Annotated in this window: 21 protein-coding genes and 1 pseudogene; 10 read left to right on the forward strand and 12 right to left on the reverse strand. The window is 71.5% G+C overall.

Annotated elements, in window-relative coordinates; genetic code table 11:
• Nucleotides 1-72 precede the first annotated feature (72 nt).
• The 5 genes from IW248_RS22540 to IW248_RS22560 all read right to left on the reverse strand — a co-directional run bounded on the left by IW248_RS22540 (nucleotide 73) and on the right by IW248_RS22560 (nucleotide 6,394).
• Complete coding sequence (locus IW248_RS22540; RefSeq protein ID WP_196928583.1) at nucleotides 73-954, reverse strand: potassium-transporting ATPase subunit C; 882 nt, start codon at nucleotides 952-954, stop codon at nucleotides 73-75.
• Nucleotides 954-3,149: a potassium-transporting ATPase subunit KdpB gene (gene kdpB / locus IW248_RS22545; RefSeq protein WP_196928584.1), complete on the reverse strand. Its 2,196-nt coding sequence runs from the start codon at nucleotides 3,147-3,149 to the stop codon at nucleotides 954-956. The genes IW248_RS22540 and kdpB overlap by 1 nt, the downstream gene beginning before the upstream one ends.
• Before the next feature lie 20 nt (nucleotides 3,150-3,169).
• On the reverse strand, nucleotides 3,170-4,825 hold the full coding sequence (gene kdpA, locus IW248_RS22550; RefSeq protein ID WP_196928585.1) for a potassium-transporting ATPase subunit KdpA: 1,656 nt from the start codon (nucleotides 4,823-4,825) through the stop codon (nucleotides 3,170-3,172).
• Nucleotides 4,825-4,914 (reverse strand): K(+)-transporting ATPase subunit F, encoded by a 90-nt coding sequence (gene kdpF / locus IW248_RS22555; RefSeq protein WP_036390805.1) that lies wholly within the window; start codon nucleotides 4,912-4,914, stop codon nucleotides 4,825-4,827. The genes kdpA and kdpF overlap by 1 nt, the downstream gene beginning before the upstream one ends.
• A 439-nt stretch (nucleotides 4,915-5,353) precedes the next feature.
• Nucleotides 5,354-6,394: a TRM11 family SAM-dependent methyltransferase gene (locus tag IW248_RS22560; protein WP_196928586.1), complete on the reverse strand. Its 1,041-nt coding sequence runs from the start codon at nucleotides 6,392-6,394 to the stop codon at nucleotides 5,354-5,356.
• A 72-nt stretch (nucleotides 6,395-6,466) separates the two neighbouring features.
• On the opposite strand from IW248_RS22560, the gene IW248_RS22565 reads away from it, so the two are divergent.
• On the forward strand, nucleotides 6,467-7,366 hold the full coding sequence (locus IW248_RS22565) for a zf-HC2 domain-containing protein (RefSeq protein WP_196928587.1): 900 nt from the start codon (nucleotides 6,467-6,469) through the stop codon (nucleotides 7,364-7,366).
• 37 nt (nucleotides 7,367-7,403) lie between these two features.
• Here the strand turns inward: IW248_RS22565 and IW248_RS22570 are convergent, their stop codons facing one another.
• Complete coding sequence (locus tag IW248_RS22570) at nucleotides 7,404-8,048, reverse strand: TetR/AcrR family transcriptional regulator (RefSeq protein WP_196928588.1); 645 nt, start codon at nucleotides 8,046-8,048, stop codon at nucleotides 7,404-7,406.
• Between the two features lie 194 nt (nucleotides 8,049-8,242).
• Nucleotides 8,243-8,641, reverse strand: coding sequence for a VOC family protein (locus tag IW248_RS22575; RefSeq protein WP_196928589.1), 399 nt, complete (start codon nucleotides 8,639-8,641; stop codon nucleotides 8,243-8,245).
• Nucleotides 8,642-8,740: 99 nt separating this feature from the next.
• On the opposite strand from IW248_RS22575, the gene IW248_RS22580 reads away from it, so the two are divergent.
• From IW248_RS22580 to IW248_RS33200, 6 genes and pseudogenes are all read left to right on the forward strand, one after another.
• Nucleotides 8,741-9,718: a helix-turn-helix transcriptional regulator gene (locus tag IW248_RS22580; protein WP_196928590.1), complete on the forward strand. Its 978-nt coding sequence runs from the start codon at nucleotides 8,741-8,743 to the stop codon at nucleotides 9,716-9,718.
• 186 nt (nucleotides 9,719-9,904) lie between these two features.
• Nucleotides 9,905-11,071, forward strand: a complete 1,167-nt coding sequence (locus tag IW248_RS22585) for an acyl-CoA dehydrogenase family protein (protein ID WP_196928591.1) — start codon at nucleotides 9,905-9,907, stop codon at nucleotides 11,069-11,071.
• Entirely contained in the window at nucleotides 11,061-12,275 is a 1,215-nt protein-coding gene (locus IW248_RS22590; protein ID WP_196928592.1) for an acetyl-CoA C-acetyltransferase, read from the forward strand. The genes IW248_RS22585 and IW248_RS22590 overlap by 11 nt, the downstream gene beginning before the upstream one ends.
• Before the next feature lie 14 nt (nucleotides 12,276-12,289).
• On the forward strand, nucleotides 12,290-14,455 hold the full coding sequence (locus tag IW248_RS22595; RefSeq protein WP_196928593.1) for a 3-hydroxyacyl-CoA dehydrogenase NAD-binding domain-containing protein: 2,166 nt from the start codon (nucleotides 12,290-12,292) through the stop codon (nucleotides 14,453-14,455).
• Nucleotides 14,452-15,582 carry a CaiB/BaiF CoA transferase family protein gene (locus IW248_RS22600; protein WP_196928594.1) on the forward strand — a complete coding sequence of 377 codons (1,131 nt, stop codon included), beginning with the start codon at nucleotides 14,452-14,454 and terminating at the stop codon, nucleotides 15,580-15,582. The genes IW248_RS22595 and IW248_RS22600 overlap by 4 nt, the downstream gene beginning before the upstream one ends.
• Nucleotides 15,583-15,787: 205 nt before the next feature.
• Nucleotides 15,788-16,135 (forward strand): annotated as a pseudogene (locus IW248_RS33200) (SDR family oxidoreductase); the annotation flags it as partial.
• A gap of 155 nt (nucleotides 16,136-16,290) precedes the next feature.
• Here IW248_RS33200 and IW248_RS22610 read toward each other — a convergent pair.
• Nucleotides 16,291-17,466, reverse strand: coding sequence for a cytochrome c oxidase assembly protein (locus IW248_RS22610; RefSeq protein ID WP_231396402.1), 1,176 nt, complete (start codon nucleotides 17,464-17,466; stop codon nucleotides 16,291-16,293).
• 2 nt (nucleotides 17,467-17,468) lie between these two features.
• Nucleotides 17,469-17,951: a DUF2243 domain-containing protein gene (locus tag IW248_RS22615; RefSeq protein WP_196928595.1), complete on the reverse strand. Its 483-nt coding sequence runs from the start codon at nucleotides 17,949-17,951 to the stop codon at nucleotides 17,469-17,471.
• A gap of 189 nt (nucleotides 17,952-18,140) precedes the next feature.
• On the opposite strand from IW248_RS22615, the gene IW248_RS22620 reads away from it, so the two are divergent.
• From IW248_RS22620 to IW248_RS22630, 3 genes are all read left to right on the forward strand, one after another.
• Complete coding sequence (locus IW248_RS22620; RefSeq protein WP_196928596.1) at nucleotides 18,141-19,403, forward strand: DUF2786 domain-containing protein; 1,263 nt, start codon at nucleotides 18,141-18,143, stop codon at nucleotides 19,401-19,403.
• Between the two features lie 147 nt (nucleotides 19,404-19,550).
• Nucleotides 19,551-19,907 carry a YciI family protein gene (locus IW248_RS22625; RefSeq protein ID WP_231397627.1) on the forward strand — a complete coding sequence of 119 codons (357 nt, stop codon included), beginning with the start codon at nucleotides 19,551-19,553 and terminating at the stop codon, nucleotides 19,905-19,907.
• Nucleotides 19,904-21,157, forward strand: a complete 1,254-nt coding sequence (locus tag IW248_RS22630; RefSeq protein WP_196928598.1) for an RNA polymerase sigma factor — start codon at nucleotides 19,904-19,906, stop codon at nucleotides 21,155-21,157. The genes IW248_RS22625 and IW248_RS22630 overlap by 4 nt, the downstream gene beginning before the upstream one ends.
• 51 nt (nucleotides 21,158-21,208) lie before the next feature.
• On the opposite strand, the gene IW248_RS22635 is transcribed toward IW248_RS22630, so the two are convergent.
• The 3 genes from IW248_RS22635 to IW248_RS22645 form a co-directional block, all read right to left on the reverse strand.
• Nucleotides 21,209-22,669 carry an alpha/beta hydrolase gene (locus tag IW248_RS22635; protein ID WP_196928599.1) on the reverse strand — a complete coding sequence of 487 codons (1,461 nt, stop codon included), beginning with the start codon at nucleotides 22,667-22,669 and terminating at the stop codon, nucleotides 21,209-21,211.
• A 125-nt stretch (nucleotides 22,670-22,794) separates the two neighbouring features.
• Nucleotides 22,795-23,064: a hypothetical protein gene (locus IW248_RS22640; protein ID WP_124818382.1), complete on the reverse strand. Its 270-nt coding sequence runs from the start codon at nucleotides 23,062-23,064 to the stop codon at nucleotides 22,795-22,797.
• Complete coding sequence (locus IW248_RS22645; RefSeq protein WP_124818380.1) at nucleotides 23,061-23,408, reverse strand: ArsR/SmtB family transcription factor; 348 nt, start codon at nucleotides 23,406-23,408, stop codon at nucleotides 23,061-23,063. Before IW248_RS22645 ends, IW248_RS22640 begins: the two co-directional genes overlap by 4 nt.
• Nucleotides 23,409-23,513 lie beyond the last annotated feature (105 nt).

The following is a 23,513-nucleotide window of genomic DNA, read 5'->3' on the forward strand; positions in this document are numbered from 1 at the left end:
GGGACCATCCTCCCTGGTCAGATCGGCGGGCGGGGCCGCGCCCGGTCGGCACGGCCCCGCCCGCGAGGGTGCTCAGCGTGCGGCGAACTGCTTGTCGAGCGCGAGGTTGAGCTCCAGCACGTTGACGCCGGGTTCACCCATGAAGCCCAGCCCACGCCCGTCGGTGTGCTCCTTGACCAGCTCGCGGACCGCCGCCGGGTCCGCGCCGCGCTCCCGCGCGACCCGGTTCACCTGCAACTCGGCGTACGCCGGGCTGATCTGCGGGTCGAGGCCGCTGGCGCTGGCGGTTACCGCGTCGGCCGGCACCGCCGGGTCGGCGGGCGCGTCGCCCCGGATCGGGGTGACCACCCCACCGGCGGCCACGTAGTCCTCGCCGGGCTGGGCCAGCTCCACAGTCACCCCCTCGTAGGTGGGGACGAACGGAGTGGCCGGGGCGGCCTGGTTGACGCTGACCACCCGGGTGACCGGACCGGTCAGACCGTCGGCGCGGAAGACCGCGAGCACGGCGCCCACCCCGTCGTCGGTGCAGAACGGGCGTCGACCGTCGACGCCGTTCAGCTCGCCGACCTCCTTGCTGCGCCCGCACACCTGGGTGAGCAGGCTCTCGCTGGACTCCTCCGGGTCGGTGGCGATGGTGTCGACGACGCTCTCCGGCCCGAGGTTGCTGGCCGAGGTGGACGTCGGGTCGTACCCGTCGCCGGCGGCGGAGGGTCGGGACTGGAAGTACCGAGCGACCGGGTTGCCGTCCGCGTCGGTGAAGGACTGACCGATCAGCGCGCTGCCGACAGTCGTCCCGCCCGAGGTGATAAGCGATCCGTCGGTCTTGTGGTTGAGGCCGGGTAGCTGACCGACAGCTACCAGGGCCAGCGGGTAGACCAGGCCGAGCAGCACCGTGAAGACGAGTACGGCGCGCAGCGCGGCGAGGTGTTGGGCGATCCAGGTGGGTAGACGCATCACGAAATCCCCGGGATGAACTGGATGAGCAGGTCGATGAGCTTGATCCCGATGAACGGCACGATGATGCCGCCCAGCCCGTACACCAACAGGTTGCGGCTGAGCAGCTTCGACGCGGCGGCCGGCCGGTACCGCACGCCCCGCAGGGCGAGCGGGATCAGTGCGATGATCACCAGGGCGTTGAAGATGACAGCGGACAGGATCGCCGACTCCGGGCTGGACAGCCGCATGATGTTCAGCGCGTCCAGGCTCGGGTAGAGGCCGGCGAACATGGCCGGGATGATCGCGAAGTACTTCGCGATGTCGTTGGCGATGCTGAACGTGGTCAGCGCGCCACGGGTGATCAGCAACTGCTTGCCGATCTCCACGATCTCGATCAGCTTGGTCGGGTCGGAGTCGAGGTCGACCATGTTGCCGGCCTCCTTCGCGGCCGACGTGCCGGTGTTCATGGCCACCCCGACGTCGGCCTGCGCGAGCGCCGGCGCGTCGTTGGTGCCGTCACCTGTCATCGCGACCAGCCGGCCACCCTCCTGCTCCCGCTTGATCAGCGCGAGCTTGTCCTCCGGCGTCGCCTCGGCCAGGAAGTCGTCCACCCCGGCCTCGTCGGCGATCGCCTTCGCGGTTCGCGGGTTGTCACCGGTGATCATCACGGTTCGGATGCCCATCCGGCGCATCTCGTCGAACCGCTCCCGCATGCCGGACTTGACCACGTCCTTGAGGTGGATGACGCCAAGCGCGCGGGCGGGCTCACCGTCGACGTGCTCGGCGACCACGAGTGGGGTGCCGCCGGTGCCGCTGATCGCGTCCACGATTTCGCCGACCTGCTCGGTCGGGTGACCGCCGTTCTCCCGTACCCACTTCATCACCGCGGCGGCGGCGCCCTTGCGGACCCGGCGGGCCGTGCCCACCGCGCCGGCATCGACGCTGGCGTCCGGGGTGAGGTCGACGCCGCTCATCCGGGTCTGCGCGGTGAACGGTACGAAGGTGGCGTGCGGCATCACGCCGGGTTGACGCTCGCGCAGCCCGAACTCGTTCTTCGCCAGGACGACCACCGAGCGCCCCTCCGGGGTCTCGTCGGCCAGGCTGGACAGCTGCGCGGCATCGGCGAGCGCCGCGGGGTCGACCCCCTCGACAGGTACGAACTCGGCGGCCTGCCGGTTGCCCAGCGTGATGGTGCCGGTCTTGTCCAGCAGCAGGGTGTTGACGTCACCGGCCGCCTCGACGGCCCGGCCGCTCATGGCCAGGACGTTGCGCTGCACCAGTCGGTCCATGCCGGCGATGCCGATGGCGGAGAGCAGCGCGCCGATGGTGGTGGGGATCAGGCAGACCAGCAGCGAGATCAGCACCACGCCTGTGACGCCGGAGTCGGTGATCGCCCCGCTGTTCGGCGCTGCCGCCTGGTACGCCTTGGAGAAGATAGCCAACGGCTGGAGGGTGACAACGGCCAGCAGGAAGATGACAGTGAGCGCGGCGAGCAGGATGTTCAGCGCGATCTCGTTCGGCGTCTTCTGCCGGTTGGCGCCCTCGACCAGGGCGATCATCCGGTCGATGAAGCTCTCCCCCGGCTTCTGGGTGATCTTCACGATGATCTGGTCGGAGAGCACCTTGGTGCCGCCGGTGACCGCGCTGCGGTCGCCGCCGGACTCCCGGATGACCGGGGCGGACTCGCCGGTGATGGCCGACTCGTCGACGCTGGCGATGCCCTCCACGATGTCGCCGTCGCCCGGGATGATGCCGCCCGCCTCGACGAGCACCACGTCGCCCTGACGGAGGTCCGGTGCCGGCACCGCCTCATCGCGGTAGGTGTTGGCCCGAGCACCCGGCTTCCAGTCGATCAGCCGGGTGGCGATGGTGTCCTTCTTCGCCTGCCGCAGGGTCGCGGCCTGGGCCTTGCCCCGACCCTCGGCCACCGCCTCGGCCAGGTTGGCGAAGACCACTGTCAGCCAGAGCCAGATGGTGATCGCCCAGGCGAACACCGACGGGTCGATCACCGCCAGGACTGTGGTGAAGGCCGCGCCGACCTCCACGATCAGCATCACCGGGTTGCGCCACAGCGTGCGGGGGTCGAGCTTGCGTACCGCGTCCGGCAGGGACCGGATCAACTGCTTGGGGTCGAGCAGGCCCCCGCCGATCCGGTTGCCCTGGGTAGCGGGCGTGCCGGCGAGTTGCTCTGTCGGGGCGGACGTGACGGACATGTCCTCGTTCCTCATGGTGGTCAGAGCCCCTCTGCCAGCGGGCCGAGGGCCAGCGCGGGCAAGAAGGTCAACGCGACGAGGACCACGGTGACGCCGACGACCATGCCGATGAACAGCGGTCGGTGGGTCGGCAGCGTGCCCTCGGACGCGGGGGTGGGTGCCTGGCGGGCCAGCGAGCCGGCCAACGCGAGCACGAAGATGAGCGGCAGGAACCGGCCCAGCAGCATGCACAACCCGAGCGCGGTGTCCCACCAGGTGGTGTTGACGGTGATGCCGCCGAACGCGGAGCCGTTGTTGTTGCTGGCCGAGGTGAACGCGTACAGCACCTCGGAGAGGCCGTGCGGGCCGACGTTGAGCGCCGTCGAGTTGTTGCCCGTGGCGAACGCCGCAGCCGTACCGACGAGCACCAGGATCGGCGTGATCAGGAAGTAGAGCGAGGCGAACTTGATCTCGCGCGACCCGATCTTCTTGCCCAGGTACTCGGGAGTGCGGCCCACCATCAGCCCGGCCACGAAGACCGTGATCACGGCGAGGATGAGCAGGCCGTAGAGACCCGAACCGGTGCCACCCGGCGCGACCTCGCCGAGCATCATGTTGACCATCGTCATCATGCCGCCGAGCGAGGTGAACGAGTCGTGGAACGAGTTGACAGCACCGGTCGAGGTGAGCGTGGTGGCGGCGGCGAAGGTGGCCGAGTTCGACACGTCGAACCGCACCTCCTTGCCCTCCATCGCCGCACCGACCGCCTGCGGCACCGTGCCGTGGCCGGCCAGCTCGAAGATGTTGGTGATGGCGACGCTGAGGAACGCGAGGATGCCCATCACCGCTGCGATGGCGTAGCCCTGCCGGTTCTGCCCGACCATCCGGCCGAAGACCCGGGGCAGGCTGAACGGGATCAGGAAGATCAGAAAGATCTCCAGCCAGTTCGTCCAGCTGGTGGGGTTCTCGAACGGGTGCGCGCTGTTGACGTTGTAGAAGCCGCCACCGTTGGTGCCCAGCTCCTTGATCACTTCCTGGCTGGCGACCGGACCACCCGTGATGGTCTGCGTGCCGCCGGTCAGCGTGCTCACGTCGGTGCCGCCGGAGAGGTTCTGCACCACGCCGCCGATCATCAGCGCGATCGCGCCGAGCACCGCGATCGGCAGCAGGATCCGCAGCACGATCCGGGTCAGGTCGACCCAGAAGTTGCCGAGCTGCCCGGTGCGGCTGCGGGCGAAGCCGCGTACCAGCGCGACAGCCACCGCGATGCCGACCGCCGCCGAGACGAAGTTCTGCACGGCCAGGCCGGCCATCTGCACCAGGTGGCCCATCGTCGACTCACCCGAGTACGACTGCCAGTTCGTGTTGGTCACGAACGACACTGCCGTGTTCCACGCGCCGTGCGGCACCACCGGGTCGAACCCCAGCGACAGCCACAGGTGGTTCTGCACCCGCTGGAACAGGTACAGGAACAGGATCGAGACCGCGGAGAACGCCAGCACGCTGCGGGCGTACACGCCCCAGGTCTGCTCGGCCGCCGGGTTGACCCCGACCAGTCGGAAGATGCCCCGCTCGACCCGCGACTGCTTCGTGCCGGCGACCGCCCGGAACATGTAGTCGCCGAACGGCTTGTAGACGGCGACGAGGGCCGCCACCAGCGTCACGATGAAGATGACGCCCGCTGTTGTCATGGTCATCAGAAGCGCTCCGGAAACAGCAGGGCGAACACCAGGAACGCGCCCAGGACGATCGCGAGCACCAGACCGACGGCGTTTACCGCGTTCACAGCTTTTCCACCGCCCGGACCACCAGGGCGAGCACTGCGAACAGCGCCACCGTCAGGATCACGAACACCACGTCAGACACGCTGACTCCTCAGCCGGAAAGGTTCGTCGCGACCGCCTTCCGGTCGCGCCGGGCAATCAAAGCCCCACCAACCGCCGGACGGCAGCTGTCATAACGCGACCATGACGGAGGCAAACCTTTTCTTGACGTGGTTTTCACATCTGCACACTGAACAGGTGAAATGCGGCACAGGCCCTCGGTGGGCCGCGAGGTCGAGACCGGGTTGTCCGCCCTTTGCTCTGCACCCGCGGAGGCGACACTCACGGTCTGTAGCTGGTGCCTCCGCGGGTGCAGAGCAAAGGGGGGATGCAGGGAGAGAGGCCATGCGCGACCCGGACGGGGTGGCTCTATGGCGCGGCGGGGCGGAGGTGCGAGGCCGTTCAGGCCGGGCGGCGGGCCACCAGCACGTCGCGCATGATCGACTGGTCCACCCGGTGCCGCAGCGCACGGTAGGGCTCGGCGTCGACCACTGTCAGGCCGGCGTCGGCCAACGCCGCCGCCGCGTCGTCCCGGCTGGCGACGTGGGTGTTCCAGGAGACACCGAGCGCACCGCCGGGGCGCAACAGCCGGGCCCAGACCGGCGCGGCGTCCGCGAGCAACGCCAGCGGGTCGCGGGTCAACCCCTGCCCAGCGGTACGACTGCCGTGCTGCACGCCGTACGGCGCGTCGGCGACGACCAGGTCCACGGTCTCCGGGCGGAAGAACTCCGCCGAGCGGGCCGTGTCGGCGTTGACCACGTCCAGCAACTGCGTCTGGCCGGCCTTGTGCTCCTCGCGGGTCGGCGCCAACTCGATCCGCAACCGCCGGCCGACCACCTTGCGCTCCCGCCGCACCGGCCCCGACTCCAGCACCCGGTGCTTGACCCGCTTCTGCTTCAGCCAGGTGGTGATGAACGCCCGGTACGCCTCGACGTCCTTCTGGTCGCGCTCGATCCCGGCGGCGTCGAAGCCGTACATCAGCGCCTGGTTGAGGGTGGTGCCCCGACCACAGAGCGGGTCGAGCACCCGGAACCGGCGGCTGGTCATCTCGGTGGCCCAGTCCGAGGCGAGCAGTGTGACGTTGAGCAGCAGCTTGGTGAACTGCTCGTTGGTCTTGCCCGGGTACTTCTGGATGGTGAGCAGATCGTCGTCGTAGCGGTCCAGGCGGCTCCACTCGATCGGCCGCAGCAGCTCGCCCACGATCTCGAACAGCGCGTACCCGGCGGACAGGTTGCCCAGGACGGCCAGGTCCCGCTCGGTCAGCCCATCCCCGCTGAAGGTGACGTAGGACGCGCCTCCGACCACCTCGGTGTCCAGCTCGCCGATCCGACCGTCCAGCGCCGAGCGGCCGAAGATCTCCAGCTCGGCCCGGGTGAGGTCGACGGCGGCGCGGGCGTACACCCGGTTGGTGGCGGGCAGGATCAGCAGGCCGTAACGCGTCATGATCCGGCGAGTATTCCACAACCAGTCACGGTTGCCGGGAACCGGAGCGGCTGCCGGAGCGACTACCGATACATGGGGTGTGAGCAGTGGCGGGAGGTCCTGTCCGCGCAGCTGGACGGGGAGGAGACCGCCGCCGAACTGACGGCGGTGCAGGGGCACCTCGACGGGTGTGCCGAGTGCCGGGCCTGGTTCACGGCGGTGGCGGCGGTGACTCGTCGGGTTCGTACCCGATTGGTCGTTGAGGTCCCCGACCGGACGGCGGCGATCCTGGCCGCCACCACGGCGGCGCCGGCCCACCGGTCGCGGTGGCGGCGCCTGGCCGGAGGAGGTCGGTTGGCAACCGGGCTGCGCTCGGTGTTCGGGCGTGGTGGGTCGGTCGCCGGACTACGCGCGGCGTTCGGACGTGGCCCGCTCGTCGCCGGCCTGCGCTCGGCGCTCGGGCTGCTCGGCGCGGTGCAGTTGGTGCTCGGCCTGGCCCAGGTGGGCCGAGGCGCGACAGCCGACCACCTGCACCCCACCGGCCAGCACCTGTGGCACGAGTCCGCGGCGTGGAACGTGGCAGTGGGCGCGGGCTTCCTGTTCGTGGCGCTGCGCCGCAGCCCACCCGCCGGGCTGCTGCCGATGCTCAGCGCGTTCGTCGGCACGTTGCTGCTGCTGTCGGTCAACGACCTGGCCACCGGATCGGTGGGCGGGGAACGCCTGATCAGCCACGGCTTCCTGGTGGTCGGCTATTTGATCACCGTGCTGCTGTCCCGGCCCGGTCTGCGCCCCGGCGGGCCGGTACCGCAACGGCAGCCGACACCGTCCCGCTGGCGCTTCGGGGCCGACGAGGTGGACCGGCCGCTGCGGGTGGTACGCCCCGAGTCCTACCCGGCCCAGGCCGCCGACCGTTACGCCGCCCCGGCGGCGCGTACCGGCCCGGCCACTCCGGCGGCCCGTACCAGCACGGCCGACGAACGGCGCGCCGCCTGAGGGTCGGCGGCCCGGCGGAACGCTCGGCCCACGGCGCTCAGCGCTCTGGTCGCGTCGGCTCGCGGTCGGCAATGACCTGCGGAATGACCTGTTCGACGATGGTCAGCAGAGTCGTGGTGAGCAGCAGGTGCACCTGAGCGCGGGTCAGCACGCCGCGCTGGAGCCATTCTCGGGCGGTCGACGTCGCCAGCCCCCCGTACGCCCGGACCATCCCGCGCAGCTCCTCGCGGTGCTCCGCCTCGCCGGCCAGCCCGACGGCGACCAGCATGCGGTCCGCGGCGACCTCCTCGGCCTCGGCGAGCACCCGCTCCACGTCGGCGTCGCCGCCCATCCCCCGGGCGGTGACCGCCGCCAGCCACGAGGTGCTGTGCCGGGACACCACGTCGAGGAACCAGGTGACGCTTGCGTCGACACGGGTCCGCAGATCCCCCTTGGGCAGCCGCTCCAGGGCAACCTCGGGGATGGTCACCATGACCCGTACGACCTCCAGGTAGAGGTCCTTCTTCGCACCGAAGTAGTGATTGACCAGGCCGCGAGCGACACCAGCCTCGCGGGCGACGTCGGTGGTCGACACGTCCGCGTACGGGCGCTCGCCGAACAGCCGGACCGCGCAGGCCAGGATCTGCCCACGCCGGGCGTCCGGCTCCAAACGGCGGCGGCGCGGAGCGGTCTCGACACTCATCTGCCCGACCCTATCGACAGCTCACCGATCGGCCGCCGTTCCTCACCTTGATCACTTGATGCTCAGCAGTCGTCAGCGCTGCGTCCGAACTACTCAGCATCAAGTGATCACCGCACGCCCCGGCGACGCCGGACCACGTGTCGTCCCAGATGGCTGGGTCTGCCGGCTTATGAGCCAAGGCTGCGCCAACCTGGTCAGCGGCCGAACTTCTCGATCGCGTCGGGGGTCACCGGGGTGAAGAAGTTGACCAGGTTGCCGTCGGGGTCGCGGAAGAGCAGGGCTCGGTTACCCCAGGGCATGGTCGTGGGCTCGTTCACGAAGTCCTTCACCACGTTCTTCAGCTTCTCGTAGAGCGCGTCCACGTCTGCCACGAGGAACTCGATGATCACGGTGTGGTTGTCGGCCGGGCGGGCCGACCCTGGCGCGAACAGTGGGACGGTGCGGGTACTGCCGATCGCCAGCGTGCCGTGGGCAGTGCGCAACTCGGCGAAGTCCTCGTTGCCCCGGGCCGCCTGCACGCCGGTGATCTTCTCGTAGAAGCCGACCAGGCGGTTGATGTCGTCGGTGATGATGCGGATCGAGACAAGATCCATGTCTTCTCCCTGCTCAGTACGGTCGGGACCGGTCTGTCGTCAGCACGTTAGCCCGAATACTGGACAGATCTGGTCCAGTATTCGGGCTAGGTTCAGACCATGGCACGACCGACAGCCCAGGTGCTCGCACTGCTGGGGCTCTTGCAGTCCGGCGGCGTCCGGACGATGGCCGAGCTTGCCGAGCGCCTCGGTGTCGAACCGCGCACGGTGCGGCGCTACGTGAGTCACCTGGTCGACCTCGACGTGCCGGTGGAGTCGGTGCGCGGTCGCTACGGCGGGTATCGGCTCGCCGCCGGCTATCGTCTGCCGCCGCTGATGTTCAGCGACGACGAAGCCTTGGCGGTCCTACTCGGCCTGGTTGCCGGCCGCCGTGCCGGGCTGGCGACGGCTACAGGTACGGCGGGTGAGACTGCCGCCGCGAAAATCCGGCGCGTCCTGCCTTCGCGGATCGCGGACCGGCTGGACGCCGTACTCCAGTCCCTCGCCTTCACCACCGAACCCGACGACTTACCCGCGCCGCAGACAGACGTACTACTCACGGTCGCCGAGGCGGTCCGCCAGCACCGGCCGATCTCACTCCAGTACACCTCGCGCAACGGCAGGCGTAGCGTCCGCGCTTTGCATCCGTTCGGGCTGGTCAACCATGCCGGCCGGTGGTATGTCATCGGGGCCGATCCGGATGTCGGTGAGGATCGAACCCTTCGGCTCGACCGCGTCGCGGGCGCGAGAACGCTGCCCGGCTCGTTCGAGCCGCCCGCCGGGAACGATCCCGCAGGGCAACTCCTCACCTCGATGGCACAGGCGCCGTACCAGCATGCGGTGTCGTTGCGGATACAAGGAACACGTGAGCAGATCCGCAGGCAGCTACCTGCCAGCATCGCCGATGTGCGAGAGGGCGCGGACGAAGGCTGGCAGGACGTGGAGATCCGGGCAGAAAAGCTCGACTGGTTACCCACTGTGCTCGCCGCGCTCGACCTGCCGTTCGTCATCGAACGCCCGGACGAACTCCGCGATCGTGTCGTCGCACTCGCCGAGCGGTTGGCGGCCTCCGGACGACGTGAGTCGACCCGCGGCTAGTCGCCCGACCGGCCGGCCGTCGTCCCTCACCTTGCGCGCGCCTGATGACGGAGTCAGTTCTCGCAATCTTGGACACTTTCCGTTAGCTCGTAACGGAAACTGTCCAAGATCTCCGCGCACCCGGTGACGGGGGCAGCCGATCACGACTTATTGACATGCCGCCAACAGCGCGCGAGGGTGGTGCACATGCCGACTCCCCCGCCCGACGGCTCCCCCTCACCCTGGCGCGAGCCGGAGCATGACGATCTGGCAGACCTGGCCCGCACCTTCTTCACCAAGGAGGTGTTGCCGCACGACGAGCGTCTGCAGGCGCAGGGCCACCCGGACCGCGAGCACTACCGGCGCGCCGGGGAGTTGGGGCTGCTCGGCCTGTCGGTCCCGGAGGAGTACGGCGGTGGGGGCGGAGGGTTCACCCACGAGGCGGTGCTGCTGCACGAGCAGGCGTACGCCGGGGAGAGCAGCCTCGGCCTGGCCGTCCACAGTGGCATCGTCACCGGTTACCTGGTCGCGTACGGCAGCGAGGAGCAGAAGCGACGCTGGCTGCCCGGCCTGTGCAGCGGTGAGCTGGTCGGCGCCATCGCGATGACCGAGCCGGACGGGGGCTCCGATCTTCAGGCGATGCGTACCCGGGCGGTCCGCGACGGCGACGACTATCTGGTGACCGGCGCGAAGACGTTCATCACCAACGGCGGTCTGGCCGATCTGGTCATCGTGGCCGTGAAGACCGACCCCGAGCAGCGGGCGTCCGGCGTCTCGCTGCTGGTGTGCGAGGTGGGTGGCGACCCGGCGGGGTTCCGGCGAGGCCGACTGCTGTCGAAGATCGGGCTGCACGCCAACGACACTGCGGAGTTGTTCTTCGACGAGTTCCGGGTGCCGGCGGCCAACCTGCTCGGCGGCGCCGAGGGGCTGGGCTTCGTCCAGCTCATGCAGCTACTGCCGCAGGAGCGGCTGGTCATCGGCGTCGGCGCGGTCGCGGCCATGGAACGGGCGGTCGCGCTGACCGTCGCGTACGCCAAGGAGCGCACCGCCTTCGGCAAGACCCTGATGGGTCACCAGAACACCCGGATGGTGCTCGCCGAGTGCGCCACCCGCGCCCGGGTCAGCCGGGTCTTCCTGGACGACTGCATCGTCCGGCACACGCGTGGCGACCTGGACGTGGCCACCGCGGCGATGGCGAAGTCGTGGCTCACCGACGGGCAGTGTGAGGTCGTCGACAGGTGCCTTCAACTCTTCGGCGGCTACGGCTACACGACGGAGTACCCGATCGCCCGGATGTACGCCGACGCACGCGTCCAGAAGATCTACGGCGGCACCAACGAGATCATGAAGGAGTTGATCGCCCGTGCCCTCTGAGGCGTACGTCTATGACGCGGTCCGCACCCCGCGCGGACGCGGCCGGGACACCGGGGCGCTGCACGGGGTCAAGCCGATCTCCCTGGTGGTCGGTCTGATCGACGCGCTGCGGGAGCGCAACCCCGGCCTGGACGTTGGCCGGTTGGAGGATCTGCTGCTCGGCATCGTGACCCCGGTCGGTGAGCAGGGCGGCGACCTGGCCCGGGCGGCCGCGTTGCTGGCCGGGCTGCCCGACCAGGTGGGCGGGGTGCAGCTCAACCGGTTCTGCGCCTCCGGGTTGGAGGCGGTCAACTCCGCCGCCGCGCGGATCCGCTCCGGCTGGGAGCATCTGCTGCTCGCGGGTGGTGTCGAGTCGATGTCCCGGGTGCCGATGGGCTCCGACGGCGCGGCCTGGGCCACCGATCCGCAGACCGCGCTGGCCACGTCGTTCGTGCCGCAGGGCGTCAGCGCCGACCTGATCGCCACCCTGGAGGGCTTTACCCGCGACGATGTGGACGGCTACGCGCTGCGGTCGCAGGAGCGGGCCGCCAAGGCGTGGGCCGGCGGGTACTTCGCCCGCTCGGTGGTGCCGGTCCGCGACGGCAACGGGCTGGACATCCTCACCGTCGACGAGCACCCGCGCCCCGAAACCACCCGGGAGGCGCTGGCCAGGCTCACCCCGTCCTTCGCCACGATGGGCGCGGCGGCCGGCTTCGACGCTGTCGCGTTGCAGAAGTTCCACTGGTTGGAGGCGATCGAGCACGTCCACCACGCGGGCAATTCGTCAGGCATCGTGGACGGCGCCGCGCTGGTGCTGATCGGCTCGGGCGACGTCGGTCGGGACCTCGGCCTCACCCCGCGCGCCCGGATCGTCGGCGCGGCGGTCAGCGGCGCCGACCCGACACTGATGTTGACCGGCCCGATCCCGGCCACCCACAAGGCGCTCGCCGTCGCCGGGTTGACAGTCGACGACATCGACCTGTTCGAGATCAACGAGGCCTTCGCCGCGGTGGTGCTCAAGTACGTCAGTGACCTGGGCCTCGACCCGGACCGGGTGAACGTCAACGGCGGCGCGATCGCGCTCGGCCACCCGCTCGGCGCGACCGGAGCGATGCTGCTCGGTACGGCGTTGGACGAGTTGGAGCGCCGCGACCTGCGCCGCGCCGTGGTGACCCTGTGCATCGGCGGCGGCATGGGCGTCGCCACAGTTCTCGAGCGCTGCTGACCCGGAGGACGACAATGACCAACACCATCCGGTACGACCGCGGCGCCGACGGCATCGTCACGCTCACCCTGGACGACCCCACCCAGTCCGCCAACACCATGAACCGGGCGTACGCCGCCTCGATGAGCGCGGTCCTCGATCGGCTGGAGGCCGAGCCCGATCTCGTCGGGGTCATCGTGACCAGCGCGAAGTCGACCTTCTTCGCCGGCGGTGACCTGCCCGAGATGATCCGGGCCACCCGCGCCGACGCGCCCGACCTGGCCGTCCTGCTCGGCACCATCAAACGGGACCTGCGCCGGCTGGAAACGCTGGGCCGACCGGTGGTCGCCGCGGTCAACGGCTCGGCGCTCGGCGGTGGCCTGGAGATCGCGCTGGCCTGCCACCACCGGATCGCGTTGGACGCGCCCGGCAGCCGGCTCGGGCTGCCCGAGGTGACCCTGGGCCTGCTGCCGGGGGCGGGAGGTGTCACCCGGACGGTACGGATGCTCGGCCTGGCCGGCGCGCTGACCACTGTGCTGCTCACCGGTCGGCGGATGCGCCCAGCCGACGCCCTGTCCGCCGGGTTGGTCGACGAGGTGGTCGCCACGCCGACAGAGCTGCTGAAGCACGCTCGGGCCTGGATCGCGGCGAACCCGCACCCGGCACAGCCGTGGGACCGGCCGGACTATCGGATGCCGGGCGGCACCCCGGCCAGCCGCTCGCTTGCCGCACAGCTGCCCGCGTTCCCGGCGACGCTGCGCAAGCAGCTCAAGGGCGCCCGGCTGCCCGCGCCCGAGGCGATCCTGGCCGCCGCCGTCGAGGGCGCACAGGTCGACCTGGAGACCGCCCTGACCGTGGAGACCCGGCATCTGATCGGCCTGCTCACCGGGCAGGTCGCCAAGAACATGATCGGCGCGTTCTTCTTCGACCTGAAGGCCGTCAACGGCGGCGCGGCCCGACCGGCCGATGTGGACGTCCCGCCGGTACGCCGGGTGGCGGTGCTCGGAGCCGGCATGATGGGCGCGGGCATCGCGTACGCCTGCGCCAGCGCCGGGCTGGACGTCGTGGTCAAGGACGTCACGCCGGAGGCCGCCGGCCGGGCCCGGGAGCACGCCGAGCGGTTGCTGACCCGCGCGGTACGCAAGGGCCGCGCGACCGAGGCCGACGCCCGCGCCGTCCTGGACCGGATCACCACCACCGACCAGGTGGACGCGCTGACCGGCTGTGACGCGGTCATCGAGGCGGTCTTCGAGGACCCGGCGCTGAAGAAAGCCGTGTTCGCCGAGGTGTTGCAGGTGCTGGCGCCCGACGCGCTGCTCGCCTCCAACACCTCCACCCTGCCGATCACCGGACTGGCCGCCGGGGTGGACCGACCGGCGGACTTCATCGGCATGCATTTCTTCTCTCCGGTGGACCGGATGCCGTTGCTGGAGATCGTGGTGGGCGAACGGACCGGGGACGTGGCGCTGGCGCGGGCGTTCGACCTGGGCCGGCGGATCGGCAAGACCCCGATCGTGGTGAACGACGGCCGGGGCTTCTTCACCAGCCGGGTGATCGGCCGGTTCATCGACGAGGCGGTCGGCATGGTCGCCGAGGGTGTCCCCGCCGCGTCGGTGGAGCAGGCCGCCCTGCAGGCCGGCTACCCGACCGGGCCGCTGGCGCTGGCCGACGAGGTCAGTCTCACGCTGATTCAGCGGATCCGCCGTCAGTTCGAGGCGGCCAGCGAGGAGTTCCGACCGTTGCCGGCGCACCGGCTGGTGGACGAGCTGGTCGACGCGTACGACCGGTCGGGACGCGCCACCGGACGCGGCTTCTACTCCTACGACGACGGCGCCCGGGGCCGGTTGTGGCCCGGTCTCGCCGACCTGACCAGCGACGCGGGTCGGGCGGTGCCGTTCACCGACCTCCAGGAGCGGATGCTCTTCGCCGAGGCGCTGGACGCGCTGCGCTGCCTCGACGAGGGGGTGCTGCGCACCGAGACCGACGCCAACATCGGCTCGATCTTCGGCATCGGTTTTCCCGCCTGGACGGGAGGGGTGATCCGCTACGTCCGGCAGTACGCGGGCGGCCCGGCCGGCTTCGCGGCCCGTGCCACCGAGTTGGCCGACCGCTACGGCGACCGGTTCACGCCCCCCGCCGACCTGGTCGACCGGCTCGCCGCCTCGGCCGACGGCCCCGCCGCACCGGTGGGGGTCGCGTGACGGCGACGCGCGGTGGGCCGCTGGCCGGGGTTCGGGTGGTCGAGCTGGCCAGCCTCGCCCCGGCGCCGTTCGGCTGCATGGTGCTCGCCGACCTCGGGGCGGACGTGGTGCGGGTGGACCGGCCGGGCGCCCCGGGAGCGGGCCGGCTTGCCGCACCGACCAGCGGTCCGTTGCAACGCGGGCGGCGGGTCACCGCGCTCGACCTGAAGTCCCCGGCCGGGGTGGCGGACCTGTTGCGCCTCGTCGAACGCGCGGACGTGCTGGTCGAGGCGTACCGGCCCGGGGTGGCCGAGCGGCTCGGCTTCGGCCCGGAGGTGTGCCAGGCCCACAACCCCCGTCTGGTGTACGCGCGGATGACCGGCTGGGGTCAGGACGGCCCGCTGGCAGCCCGCGCCGGGCACGACATCGACTACATCGCGGTGGCCGGGGCTCTGGAGCCGCTGGGACGGGCCGGCGAACGCCCGTACGCGCCGATGAACCTGCTCGGCGACTTCGGCGGCGGCGGCATGCTGCTCGCCGTCGGGGTGCTGGCCGCGCTGCTGGAACGGGAGCGCTCCGGCATCGGCCAGGTGGTCGACGCGGCCATGGTGGACGGCTCGGCGCTGCTCACCTCGTTCCTGCACGGGCTGCTCGGCACCGGCCTGTGGGCCGCCCCGCGCGGGCGCAACATGTTCGACGGCGGGGCGCCGTTCTACGACACGTACGCCACCGCCGACGGTGGATTCATGGCCGTCGGCGCGATGGAACCAGCCTTCTACGCCGTACTCCTCACCGGCCTCGACCTCGCCGACGACCCGGACCTGCCCGCCCAGTACGACCCGAGCGGCTGGGACGAGTTGCGCCGCCGGTTCACTGAGCGGTTCGCCGAGCGCACCCGGGACGAGTGGACGGCGGTCTTCGCCGACCTGGACGCCTGTGTCGCTCCGGTGCTCGCCCCCGGCGAGGCGCACCAGCACCCGCACAACGCCGCCCGGGGCACGTTCGTCGAGGTGGGTGGCGAGATCCAGCCAGCACCAGCGCCCCGCTTCGACCGCACCCCGACCGACCGCCCAACCCCGGCACCAGATCCGGAGCGGGAGGTCCAACCGGTCGAGGAGATCCTCACCGCCTGGCCGCAACACCCCTGACCTGGCGCGTGCAGGCGCGCCGACGGCCCGGCCCGCCAAAGCGGTGGCTGGTAGCGTTGACGACCTCACGATCCGCAACCTCCCGTCCAGCGGGAGGCGCAAGATCTCCGCTTTCCTGCTGGAGGGTCTTGCCATGGCTGAAACCGATCGGGTGGCGGCTGCCTCACGCACTCGCCTGCTCCTGCTGACCGCTGTCAACGCCCGGATGGACGCGGGCAGCAGCCCCACGGGGATTGTCGGGCGGAGCCTCGCGCGGCAACTGCTGGACGCTGGTGACCGGGTGCGTGTTCTCGCCGAATCCGACCAGGTGGATGGCTGGCCCGACGGGGTCGAGGTCGTCGAGGGATCCATCACCCGGCCGCTCGAGCACGTCCAGGTCTACGACGACGTCGACGGCGTCTTCCTTGCCGGAGCCTCGCCGACGACGGTGCGGGATGCCCTGGATCTCGCCGGTGGTGCCGGTGTGCGGCGAATCGTCGTGCTGTCCTCGCACGGGCCGGAGTACGAGGAGAGGTACCCGCCCGAGACCTGGTTCTGGCTGGCGATCGAGCGGGCTGTCGAAGGCTCCGGGATGCAGTGGGTACACATCCGGCCGTCGGCGGTGATGGGCGCGGTGATCGAGGGCACCTATCCGGCCACCGGATCGGACTGGCCAGAGACGATCAGGGGCGAGGGCACCGTACGGGAGGCGCACCTGGACGGCGGGCACTACCCCTTCATCCACGAGGACGACCTCGCCGCTGTCGCGTTGGCGGCGCTGCGTACCGACGACCATGTCGGCGCTGTCCTCGAAGCGGTCGGGCTGCCGATCAGCAGCCGTTCGCGGGTGGCGAGCATCGCCAGAGCGGTCGGTCGCGACATCGTCGCCATCGAGGTGACGCCCGACCACAGCCGCGCGAGTTGGCGGCGTCGCGGCTGGCCCGACAGCGGTATCGACGTGACCCTGTACGCCCTTGAGGAGTACGGCACGAGGCTCGCTGACCTCACCCAGTGGACGCTCGACCAGCGGCCGACAGTGCGCGAGATCATCGGCCGCCCGCTACGCGACTTCGACGGCTGGGCGGTCGAAAATGCTCGATTGTTCCGCTGAACGCGCCGCAACCGGGGTGGGCGCCGACGGCCAGGACGGTTGTACCAGGTGGCGAAGACGGCCACAGCCAGGAGCAGCTCTGCCAGGTCGCCGCCGTAGTACATGAGTTGGGCGGCCGCGCGGAACGCTTCCGGGTCCCGGTCGGCGAGGCCGGGCGGGAGGGTTTCGGCGTGCGCGTACAGGTACTTGGCCAGCACGGCGTGGCCGGCCGCCGCGCCCAGTAGCGCACCGATGCGTACCGCCAGGCCGGGGCGACGCGGCGCCGGGTCCGGCCCGGCCAGGGACCAGGCGAAGAGATAGCCGGCGGCCACATAGTGCAGGTGCAGGGCGTGGTGCAGCGCGGAGTGCCGTTCGGCCGCCGCGTACAGCGGGGTGAGCAGCACCAGCGCCAGCCCGCCGGTGCTCAGCAGCGCGGCGGTGACCGGGTGGGCGAGCAGGTGCAGCGGGCGGGCGCGCAGCAGTCGGCCGATCGCCCGGCGTACCGGTGGTGGGGCGACCCGCAGCAACAGCGTCACCGGGGCGGCGAGCACCAGCCCCAGCGGGGCCAGCATGCCGAGCAGGAGGTGCTGCGCCATGTGCCCGCTCGGGTTGTCGGGGAGTTGGGCCAGCGGCCCGACGGCAACCGCCAGCAGGGCGCAGCCGACCAGCCAGGAGGCGGTGCGGCGGTGGTCCCAACCCCTGGGGTCGCGGACGGCGGCCAGCACGTAGCCGGCCGCCAGCAACACGACCGGGAACAACGGGGACCAGGCCGACCCGGCCGTGCCGTGCCCAGCGTGCGCCAGCTGCCCGGCCATCGTCATCGGGGACCGGCGCCGCGCCGGCGGGACCGGGCCCACCACAGGACAGCGACGCCGGCCAGCAGCAGGACCGCGCCGGCCACGTTCCACACCACGTCGTACGGCACCAGGTGTACGCCGTAGCGGATCTGGTGCAGCCGGAGCACCTTGTGGTCGACGAGCCCGTCGAAGAGCTGGAATCCTCCGGCGCCGAGCAGGAAGCCACCCCAGGCCAGTCGGCTCGACAGGGCGCGGCGACGACGCAGGTCGGCGAACCAGAAGAACCCGCCCACCAGGGCGATCACCTCGGCGGCGTGCAGCAGCCCGTCCGAGAGCAGCGCCACCGAGGGGGTGGAACGGTCGTAGAAGTGGTGCCAGGCGAGAAGCTGGTGAAAGACGATCTCGTCCACCGCGGCCATGATCGCGATGCCGATCAGGACGCCGACGAGGGTGGAGGCACGAACGTCGGCGCTGCGTGTCCTCGGCAGGCTCGAATCGACCACCACACACCTCGCAGTCAGTCCGGATCAGGTCACAAATACCCCGAACCGCACGAAACATGCCGAGCCGAACCGGCGGGAAGGCGCAATGGGCCGGTGGCACATCCCCGTTTCGTGACTCCCGGGCCACTGACGGCATGATCATGGAGCCTGGAGGGGCAGCGACAGCCAGATCCCGAGAAGGAGGTGCCCGTGCCGGACGCGGACGAACTCGTCGCCAACGCGCTCGCGGCGGTGCGCGGCACTGACGTACGGCAGGCCGAACGGCAGCTGGACCAACTGATGGTCGGCACCGGCGCTGCGGACGGCACCACGGCGGTGGACGCGGCGCTGCTGCGTCGCCTGGTCCGCGGCCTGGGCCAGCTCTGGCCGCGCGGTTGGCAGCCGGTCGACGTGGACCGGATCACCGGTCGGCGGCTCGACGCCCGCGCGGCCCGGCTGGTCCGGCACGCGCTGGCCGCCCAGCGGCGCGACCAGGCAGAGCCGGTCCCCGCCTGGTGGGACGACCAGCTACGCGAGCTGGCGGCCACCGAGGGTGGTGCCGAGCGGAGCGTGCTGAGCGGCTGGGCGACCAGGGAGGGGCTGGACCGGGCCGACGCGCTCCGGACGGCCGTGGACACTCTCGCGCTGGTGGAGAGCCTGCCGCCGATCGCTGTGCTGCGCCCGCCGCCGGGCACCAGCGGCGCGGCACTGCCCCGCACGGCCGGCACGGCTCGCAGCGGGTCGCCGATGCTGGACCGGGTACGGGCGCTGCTGGCCAAGGCCGAGTCGACCACCTTTCCCGCCGAGGCGGAGGCGCTGACCGGGAAGGCCCAGGAGCTGATCGCCCGGCACAGCATCGACGAGGCGCTGCTGGCCGCCGGGTCCGAGCGCGGGGACGTGCCCGGCGGTGTACGCCTCAGCACCGACGCCCCGTACGCGGGCGCCAAGGCGCTGCTGGTGCAGGAGGTGGCGGCGGCGAACCGGTGCGAGGCGGTCTGGTCGGACGATCTCGGCTTCGCCACAGTGCTGGGCTGGCCGGCGGATCTGGTGGCGGTGGAGTTGCTCTACACGTCGCTGCTGGTCCAGGCCACGGCGGCGATGCTGCGGGGGCGGGCCGAGCGGCGGCCGGGGTCGGGGCGGCGGACGAAGGTCTGGGACGAGTCCTTCCTCAATGCGTTCGCGCTGCGGATCGGTGAGCGGCTGCGGGCGGCCACCGAGGCGGCGACCGACGCGGCGGATCGGGCGGCGGCCGAGACGGCCGGCGCGGAGCGGCTGTTGCCGGTGCTCGCGGCGCGGGGCGAGGCGGTCCGGGAGCGGCTGGACACGCTCTTCCCCGGCGTCACCCGGCACCGGCTCAGCGTGCGCGACGCCGAGGGTTGGTCGTCCGGCACCTCGGCCGCCGACCGGGCCTCGTTGGACGTCGGCGGCGGCCGGAAGCCCCGACAGGTGCCCGGCCGACCCGATCCGCGCTGAACCATCCGGCGTGGGAGCACCCCCGGCGGGCGTTTCTGCGATTTTCTTCGGTACGCGGTAGGGATCGGGGGAACGACTCCGACCCTCCGGTGAGCCGCGCCCCGGTCGGGGTGCGACCAGAGCCTGAGGAGCATCGCCGTGAAGTACATGCTGCTGATCTGGAACCGGCCCGGCTTCACCGAAGGGCTGAGCGAGCAGGATCGCACCGCCCTCTTCGGTGAGGTCGACGAGATCATGAAGGAGCTGACCGAGACCGGCGAGCTGATCGGCGGCCAGGCGTTGGCCAACCCGTCGCAGACGTTGACGGTCCGGCTCGTGGACGGCAACCCCGAGGTCCTCGACGGCCCGTTCATGGAGAGCAAGGAGCAGTTCGCCGGGTACCTGGCCGTCGACTGTGACAGCCCGCAGCGGGCTGCCGAGATCGCCGCCCGCTGGCCGGACGTCCGGTACGGCGGCGCGATGGAGGTCCGCCCGATCATGGACGAGGCCGGGACGGAGATGTGACCGAGGACCGGACGGTCGAGGATCTGCTGCGCACCTTCGCGCCGCAGGTCCTCGGCCTGCTGGTCCGTCGGCACGGACAGTTCGACAGGTGCGAGGACGCGGTCCAGGAGGCGTTGCTCGCCGCCGCGACGCAGTGGCCCGGGCAGGGCGTACCGGACAATCCGCGCGCCTGGTTGCTCACCGTGGCCACCCGCCGGCTCACCGACGAGTGGCGCAGCGAGAGCGCGCGCCGGGACCGCGAGGTGACGGTGGCGCGGCGCGAGCCGGCGTACGCCGGGGTGGCGCCGGCGGCGGACGCGGAGCCCGCCGTTCCGGCCGACGACGACACCCTCATGCTGCTGTTCCTCTGCTGCCACCCGGCGCTGCCCGGATCGGCGCAGGTGGCGCTCACCCTGCGGGCGGTCGGTGGTCTCAGCACCGCCCAGATCGCCCGCGCCCATCTGGTGCCCGAGGCGACGATGAGTCAACGGATCCGGCGGGCCAAACAGCGGGTCGAGGCCGCCGGGGCACGGTTCACCATGCCCGGGCCGGCCGAGCGGGCCGAACGGCTGGGGACGGTGCTGCGGGTGCTCTATCTGATCTTCAACGAGGGCTACACCGCGTCCAGTGGCCCGGACCTGCGCCGGGCCGAGCTGACCGGCGAGGCGATCCGGCTCGCTCGCATCCTGCGCGGGCTGCTGCCCGACGACGGTGAGGTGACCGGGCTGCTGGCGCTGATGCTGCTGACCGACGCGCACCGGGCGGCCCGGGTGGGGTCGGACGGGGAGTTGGTGCCGCTGGCGGAGCAGGACCGTTCCCGGTGGGACGCCGCCGCCGTCGCGGAGGGGATCGCGCTGATCACCGAGGCGTTGACCTGGTCACCGCCCGGCCCGTACCAGCTCCAGGCGGCGATCGCGGCCGTGCACGCCGAGGCGTCGACGGCGGCGGAGACGGACTGGCGGCAGATCGTCGCGCTCTACCGACTGCTGGCCCGGATCGCGCCGAACCCGATGGTCACCCTGAACCAGGCGGTGGCGGTGGCCATGGTGGACGGGCCCCGCGCCGGACTCGCCCTGCTCACGCCGTTGGACGCCGACGAACGCACGGCCGGGCACCACCGGCTGGCCGCCGTCCGGGCTCATCTGTTGGAGCTGGCCGGGGAGGTCGGCGCGGCACGGGAGGCGTACCTGGCCGCCGCGCGGGGCACCACCAGCCGGCCCGAGCAGCGCTACCTGGAGGTGCGGGCGGCCCGGCTGACCGGGCAACCCTGACGGCTGCCGACCGCCGGGCGGCCCAGACCACCCGACGGTCGGCAGCGGCGGTCACACCTCGGGTTCGACGGCCGGGCAGCTGGCGCCCCGGGCGGGCACCACCTGATCGATCAGGTAGGAGTCGACGGCCCGTTCCACGCACGGGCTGCTGCTGTAGCTGCCGTGTCCCCACCCCTGGTAGGTGAGCAGCGCGCCGTGTCGGCCCAACTGTCGCGCCACGTTGCGCGCCCAGCCGTAGCCGCTGGCCGGGTCGTGCACGGTGGCGGCGATCAGCAGCGGCACATCGGTGCGGACCCGTAGCCGATGCTGCGGGTTGGCCACCGGCGTCGGGGTGCCCAGGCAGGTGACCAGGGCGAACAGCGCCGGCGGGTAGCGCAGGTCCGGCGCGAGCCGGGCCGCCCGGCGCAGATGTCCGACGTACTCCCGGTAGTCGCGGACCGGCAGGCTCCAGTCCTGACAGAAAACCGCGAAGGGGTACGGAGCCACGGCCTGGTCCGCCAACGGACGGACGCTCGGCGTGGTGGCGGCGCCCTCCAGTCGGACGATCCACTCGGCCAGCCCCGGCCACCGCCAGGTGTCGTAGAGCTTCTTGTGGGCGAGGCGGCTCAACTCGAACGGGGCGAGCGCCGCTCCGCCGCTGTCCGGGTCGGTAAGCGAGCCACGCTCGGCCCGGGTGTGCAGCCCGGCCCAGCTGGCACGGATGTCGCGACCGTGCAGGACGCAGTCGGCCGAGCGGGCGCACCAGGCCAGGAACTCGTCGAACGCGCCCTCGGCGGTGGCGGCCTGGGTGTCCAGGAAGGCGCGGGTGCCGAGGCTGTGGTCCATCGCGGCCTCCAGCACCATGGCCCGGACCCGGTCGGGGTACAGCTCGGCGTACCGCTGCCCGAGCAGTGTGCCGTACGAGCTGCCGTGGAAGGTCAGTTGCCGTTCGCCGAGCGCGACGCGGACCGCGTCCAGGTCGCGGGCGGCGCTTGTGGTGTCGACGTGGTCGTAGATTGCCCCGGTGCGGGCCCGGCAGTCGGCCCGCAGCAGCGCGTTGTTGGCCAGGACGGCGTCGAACTGGGCCTGGTCGGCGATCAGCTGTGGTTGCCGGACGAGCAGGTCCCGGGCGCAGACCACCGGGTGGCTGTCGCCGGTGCCGCGTGGGTCGAAGCTGACGATGTCGAACCGGGCACGCAGGTCGGCACTGAACCGGGAGCTGCCGTTCACCACCCGGTCGACCCCGCTGTCGCCCGGCCCGCCGGGGCCGAAGACCAGCGCACCTTCCCGGGTGGCCGGGTCGGCGACCCGGCGGGCCAACGCCAGGTCGAAGCGCTCCCCACCGGGTCGGTTCCAGTCCACCGGCAGCGACAGGGTGCCGCACTCGGCGGTGGTGTCCGTGGCGCAGGGCCGCCAGTCGATCGTCGGGGCGGGCTGTGGTCGGGCGGCGGCCGGGCTCGCCGGGGTCAGGCCGGCGGCCGTGAGGGCCAGGGCGACCGCCCAGCCGACTGCGGATTTGCGTACGCGCAGCATGAGGTGCTGTCCTCTCCTCGAAGGAGCGTTGCCTGTGAAACTCGCCCACTGGGCGAGGTGATGCTGCTTCCACCCGGGCCGTCGAGTAGCCGCTCGACGGCCCGGGGCCGCTCTCGTCCGCCGGGTCAGTCGACCTCGCGCAGGACGCGTTCGAGCGTGGTCATCCGGGTTTCCATCCCGCCCAGCCGGCCATCCATCGCCGCGAGCAGTCGGGTGTTCTCCGCCTGGGCCTGAGCGGCCGTCTCGGCGAGCCGGCGGTAGTCGTCCGCGCGGGCCGCCTCGTACCGTGCCCGCCGGGTCTTGGCGAGTTGGACGACGGTCACCGTGACCACGCTGATCAGGAAAGCGAAGATGCCGATCGCCCCGACCACCTCGGTCCAGTCGTGCTCGCTCATCGCTGTGCCCCCGGCTGCTCGCCCGAGTCGGGCACGGTAAGCGTCTCGACCGCCGCCGCGATGACTGCGGGGGTGAGTGTGAGCACGAACGGCTCCACCTCGTAGTAGTTCATGGCCTTCCCGTCCTCCGACAACTCCAGGCGGGCGGTGACCAGCCCGGCCGCCGCCAGCTTCCGTAGGTGGACCTGCAACAGCGCCCGGCTGATGCCCAGTTGCCGGGCCAGCCCGCTGACGTACGCACGCTCGCGGGCCAACGCGGCGACGACCCGCAGCCGGTGCGGGTTGGCCAGGGTGGCCAGCACCCGGACCAGGTCGTCGCCGGTCGGCGGCGGAGCGGTGCTCATAACCAGCCCTTGCACATGCCAAGGAAAGTTAGCAGGTGCCGCCGTGCGGCGCTACGGGACGGAAGCGGAATCAGGGGGATCTCAGGGGCGACGAAAAGGACCACA

Origin of the sequence: Micromonospora ureilytica (assembly GCF_015751765.1) — a bacterium.
GTDB lineage: Bacteria > Actinomycetota > Actinomycetes > Mycobacteriales > Micromonosporaceae > Micromonospora > Micromonospora ureilytica.

What these genes read in the sequence shown, in the direction of transcription:
- IW248_RS22540 (WP_196928583.1), bottom strand. Translation starts at nt 954, where the DNA reads ATGCGTCTACCCACCTGGATCGCCCAACACCTCGCCGCGCTGCGCGCC.
- kdpB (WP_196928584.1), bottom strand. Translation starts at nt 3,149, where the DNA reads ATGTCCGTCACGTCCGCCCCGACAGAGCAACTCGCCGGCACGCCCGCT.
- kdpA (WP_196928585.1), bottom strand. Translation starts at nt 4,825, where the DNA reads ATGACCATGACAACAGCGGGCGTCATCTTCATCGTGACGCTGGTGGCG.
- IW248_RS22560 (WP_196928586.1), bottom strand. Translation starts at nt 6,394, where the DNA reads ATGACGCGTTACGGCCTGCTGATCCTGCCCGCCACCAACCGGGTGTAC.
- IW248_RS22565 (WP_196928587.1), top strand. Translation starts at nt 6,467, where the DNA reads ATGGGGTGTGAGCAGTGGCGGGAGGTCCTGTCCGCGCAGCTGGACGGG.
- IW248_RS22570 (WP_196928588.1), bottom strand. Translation starts at nt 8,048, where the DNA reads ATGAGTGTCGAGACCGCTCCGCGCCGCCGCCGTTTGGAGCCGGACGCC.
- IW248_RS22575 (WP_196928589.1), bottom strand. Translation starts at nt 8,641, where the DNA reads ATGGATCTTGTCTCGATCCGCATCATCACCGACGACATCAACCGCCTG.
- IW248_RS22580 (WP_196928590.1), top strand. Translation starts at nt 8,741, where the DNA reads ATGGCACGACCGACAGCCCAGGTGCTCGCACTGCTGGGGCTCTTGCAG.
- IW248_RS22585 (WP_196928591.1), top strand. Translation starts at nt 9,905, where the DNA reads ATGCCGACTCCCCCGCCCGACGGCTCCCCCTCACCCTGGCGCGAGCCG.
- IW248_RS22595 (WP_196928593.1), top strand. Translation starts at nt 12,290, where the DNA reads ATGACCAACACCATCCGGTACGACCGCGGCGCCGACGGCATCGTCACG.
- IW248_RS22610 (WP_231396402.1), bottom strand. Translation starts at nt 17,466, where the DNA reads ATGGCCGGGCAGCTGGCGCACGCTGGGCACGGCACGGCCGGGTCGGCC.
- IW248_RS22625 (WP_231397627.1), top strand. Translation starts at nt 19,551, where the DNA reads ATGCTGCTGATCTGGAACCGGCCCGGCTTCACCGAAGGGCTGAGCGAG.
- IW248_RS22635 (WP_196928599.1), bottom strand. Translation starts at nt 22,669, where the DNA reads ATGCTGCGCGTACGCAAATCCGCAGTCGGCTGGGCGGTCGCCCTGGCC.
- IW248_RS22640 (WP_124818382.1), bottom strand. Translation starts at nt 23,064, where the DNA reads ATGAGCGAGCACGACTGGACCGAGGTGGTCGGGGCGATCGGCATCTTC.
- IW248_RS22645 (WP_124818380.1), bottom strand. Translation starts at nt 23,408, where the DNA reads ATGAGCACCGCTCCGCCGCCGACCGGCGACGACCTGGTCCGGGTGCTG.